This window comes from Frigoribacterium sp. CFBP 13605 (assembly GCF_014839405.1).
Lineage (GTDB): Bacteria > Actinomycetota > Actinomycetes > Actinomycetales > Microbacteriaceae > Frigoribacterium.
On record NZ_JACYNS010000163.1, the window covers coordinates 1 to 3,721 of the forward strand.

4 protein-coding genes are annotated in these 3,721 nt (G+C 73.5%); 1 reads left to right on the forward strand and 3 read right to left on the reverse strand.

Annotated elements, in window-relative coordinates:
* Window positions 1–256 precede the first annotated feature (256 nt).
* Window positions 257–967 (reverse strand): phosphatase PAP2 family protein, encoded by a 711-nt coding sequence (locus IFT36_RS15510; protein ID WP_249408684.1) that lies wholly within the window; start codon window positions 965–967, stop codon window positions 257–259.
* Between the two features lie 75 nt (window positions 968–1,042).
* Complete coding sequence (locus IFT36_RS15515) at window positions 1,043–2,272, reverse strand: multidrug effflux MFS transporter (RefSeq protein WP_056046500.1); 1,230 nt, start codon at window positions 2,270–2,272, stop codon at window positions 1,043–1,045.
* A gap of 336 nt (window positions 2,273–2,608) precedes the next feature.
* On the opposite strand from IFT36_RS15515, the gene IFT36_RS15520 reads away from it, so the two are divergent.
* The gene (locus IFT36_RS15520) at window positions 2,609–3,175 is read left to right on the forward strand and encodes a TetR/AcrR family transcriptional regulator (protein WP_043592905.1); all 567 of its coding nucleotides are present in this window, start codon (window positions 2,609–2,611) and stop codon (window positions 3,173–3,175) included.
* A 46-nt stretch (window positions 3,176–3,221) separates the two neighbouring features.
* Here IFT36_RS15520 and IFT36_RS15525 read toward each other — a convergent pair whose 3' ends face one another.
* Window positions 3,222–3,713: an MOSC domain-containing protein gene (locus IFT36_RS15525; RefSeq protein WP_159828505.1), complete on the reverse strand. Its 492-nt coding sequence runs from the start codon at window positions 3,711–3,713 to the stop codon at window positions 3,222–3,224.
* Window positions 3,714–3,721 lie beyond the last annotated feature (8 nt).

Genomic DNA, 3,721 nt, shown 5'->3' on the forward strand with positions numbered 1-3,721 from the left:
CGCGAGTGCCGCCTCCGCGTCCTGCTTCGCCTTCTCGGCGGCGGCGACCGCTGCGGCGGCCTCCGCCCTGGCCTGCTCGAGCGCGTCCGTCATGCGGCCAGCCTAGGCACCCTGCGCACCGCGGTCCGGGCGAGTTCGGCCACACCGGGCGACGCCGCACGCCGGCCTCGTCCGGACCCGCCCGTGATCGACCCCGCGAGCGCCCCCGTCATCGACCCCGCGAGCGGCACCGTCGTCGACCCCGCGAGCGGCACCGTCAGGCGTGACGCCCCTGCCAGATCCAGCCGCGACCCCGCACGCGCTCCTGCTCGTCGAGCAGCCGGTGCGCGACCGGGGCCCAGAGGACGACCGCGACCCCGGCACCGATCAGCAGCCCGCCGATCGTGTCGGTCAGCCAGTGCGCCCCGAGGTAGGTGCGGCTGAGCAGCATCAGCACCGTGTAGGCCGCGCCTGCGACCCACACCCAGACGCGTCGCAGGATCACCCCGAGCACGACGGCCAGCGTCGCGGCGTTGGACGTGTGGCCCGAGGGGAACGAGCCGTAGTCGCTCACCACGAGGATGTCCTCGGGACGGGCCCGGCCGAACGTGTGCTTGACGACCTGGACCACGCCCGCGCTGAGCGCGCAGGCGGCGATCCAGTAGAGCGCGGCCCAGGGGCGACGGCGCAGCAGGAAGAGCGCGGCGACGCCTAGCGGGACGACGAAGACGCCGACCACGCCCGCGCCGATCGAGTTGAAGATCAACGAGGGGACGTCCCAGAACGGGCTGCGGTGCTCGACCAGTTCGCCCATGAACCGCTCGTCGACGCCGATCACCCCCGACCGGGCCGTGATCACGACGCCGAGCAGCAGCACGACGCCGATGGCGCCGAGCGCGCTGAACACCCACCAGCGGCGCTGCACGCGGCGGGCCACCCGTTCTTCGGACGGCGAGGCGGGCTTCGGGGCGAGCGGGTCGGTGCGCATCCCCAGACGGTACCGGGAGGCGCGGGTCGGCGACCGGGAGGCCCCGGTCGGCGACGGACGACCGGGAGGCGCGGGTCAGCGACCCAGCGCCGGCACCGTCCGCGGGCGCACCAGCAGCCACAGGCTCGCGATGGCCACGCACGAGGTGGCGACCATGACGCTGCCCATCGGCACGGCGGACCCGATGCCGAGGAAGCCGACCACCGGCGAGATGAGCCCCGCCAGGCCGAAGTTCAGCGCGCCGAGCAACGACGCCGCCGTCCCTGCCTCCTTGCCGTGGTTGGCGAGCCCGAGCACCTGGACCTGCGGGAACGAGAAGCCGCAGGCCGCGATGAAGAACCACAGCGGCACGAGGATGCCCACGAGCCCGGCACCGAGCGAGTCGAGCACGACGATCGACGCGGCGGCGAGCAGCAGGACGATCGTCGAGCAGGCGAGTATCCACTGCGGCCCGACCCGCCGGGCCAGCCGCGAGCTGATCTGGACGCCGGCGACGATCCCGAGCGAGTTGATCGCGAAGAGGTAGCCGTACTGCTGGGCGTTCAGGCCGTAGACCTCCTGGAAGAGGAACGACGAGGCCGACAGGTACGAGAACAGGCCCGAGAAGACCATCGCCCCGATCAGGGCGACGCCGACGAAGATCCGGTCGCTGAAGAGCACCTTGTAGCGCTGCCCGAGGGTCGTGTGCCCGGCTTCGTGCCGCCGGGCGGGCGGCAGGGTCTCGACGATCAGGAAGATCGCGGCGATGATCACGAACGCACCGTAGGCCACGAGGAACACGAAGATGCCGCGCCAGCTGGTGAAGGCCAGCAGCTGCGAGCCGATGACGGGCGCAACGATGGGGGCGAGCCCGTTCACCAGGGCGAGACGAGACAGCATGCGCACGAGCGGCAGCCCACCGAACAGGTCGCGCACCGTCGCCATGGCGACGACGCCCCCGGCGGCGGCACCCATGCCCTGCAGCACCCGGAAGACGGCGAGCAGCTCGATGGTCGGCGCGCTGGCGGCGCCGATGCTGGCGAGGATGTGCACGGCGGTCGCGACGATCAGCGGAGTGCGACGGCCGACCTTGTCGCTCCACGGCCCGACCAGCAGCTGCCCCACCCCGAAGCCGATCGTCGTGGCCGTCAGCGTCAGCTGGATGACGCCGCTGTCGACGGAGAAGTCCCGGCTGAGTTCGGGGAACGCCGGCAGGTAGAGGTCGATCGTGAACGGCCCGAGCGCGGTGAGCGCGCCGAGCACGACGACGTAGACGAGCCGCTGGCGGCGGGTCAGGGAGTCACCCGGGTGGACGACGGTGGTCACGAGGCAGGTCCTGTCTGGGGGGTCGCGGAGGGGCGGTGACGGATCGGGGCACGCGAGGAGGCGCGGCCACGACGACGAGGCCGGCTCGCGGCTCGAATCGATGCGACCGGACCGTCGCGCACGACCACCACGGGATCGCAGGGGGTGGGAGGAGGGAGGGGAACGGCGTCGCTGCACGACACCCGTCGGTTCTCAGCCTAACCCCGCCGTGCACCCCCGCGACAGCCCTTCCGCCTCGGCGGCTCGCGCCGTGCCGTGTCGGCGCGTCGGCCCGGTCTAGGCTCGACCTGGCCTCGGACGCGATCGTCCCGTCCGAGCACCCGAGGAGGAACGTCCATGGTCGACGCGCGCATCGTCCAGACCACGAAGGCACTGCACGCCGCCGTCGTCGAGCTCGCCTCGACCAGGCCCGTGTCGAGCATCTCGGTCGCCGACGTCACCCGGGCCGCGGGGATCAACCGCGCGACGTTCTACAGCCACGCGACCTCGCCCGGCAGCCTGCTCACCGCGGTGCTCACCCCCGAGCTCGACGCGATCCGCGACGAGGACCACGCGCTGCGGCTCGACGGCCGGGCCGACGGCCCCGACGCGACGCGACGCGCGATGGAGAAGGTCGTCGACCACGTCGTGCGGTACCGCGAGATCTACCGTCTCGCCCTGCCCGACCCGCTCGACGCCTCGATCCACCAGGCGCTGGCCCGCCACTTCGAGGAGTCGAGCGTGCAGCACCTCGCCGGCCTGCCCGCCGGCAGCCTCCCCGAGGGGCTCGCGGTGCACATCGCCGCCGGCCACCTGGCACACGGGCTCGTAGGCGCCGTCGAGGCCTGGCTCGGCGGCAAGCGGACGAGCCGACGCGCCCTGCTCGACACCATGAACCTCATGCTGCCCACCTGGTGGGGTTGACCCGCAGCGCCCCCCGTTCCGACGGGTCGGTGGGCCGCGCAGGCGCCTAGGAGGCGCGCAGCAGTCCCGGCCCCACGCGCAGCACCCCGTCGGTGAGCGGTTCGCATCGCACTCCCCCGCGGCCCCGGAGCGCGCGGAAGGCCCCCGCGCCGAACACCACGTCCATCCACGCGCACGGGTTCGCCGCCCGGTTCGCGCGGAACGACACCGGGCCGTCGCCCGTGTCGAGGTCGAACTCGCGACCCACGAGGGCGTCGACGTCGATGCCGCGCACGACCACGTTGCGACGCGTCAGGGCGGCGTCGAGCACCGTGCCCTCAGGCAGACCGAGCTCGCGGGCCAGGTGCCCGAGCTGCTCGGCGGCGAAGAGGGTGACCGAGGCCCCGCGGTGCGCCGGGGCGTTGAAGTAGCGGTCGCCCACGATGCCGAGGTGGGCGCGCACGGTGACGGCGTCGTGCGACTCGGGGCCCGTGGTCGGGGCCGGGGCCGGGCCGTCGGCGGGGCGGCCGACGTAGCGGGACCGGGGCGAGGCGAGCAGCGACTCGA

What these genes read in the sequence shown, in the direction of transcription:
- IFT36_RS15510 (WP_249408684.1), bottom strand. Translation starts at nt 967, where the DNA reads ATGCGCACCGACCCGCTCGCCCCGAAGCCCGCCTCGCCGTCCGAAGAA.
- IFT36_RS15520 (WP_043592905.1), top strand. Translation starts at nt 2,609, where the DNA reads ATGGTCGACGCGCGCATCGTCCAGACCACGAAGGCACTGCACGCCGCC.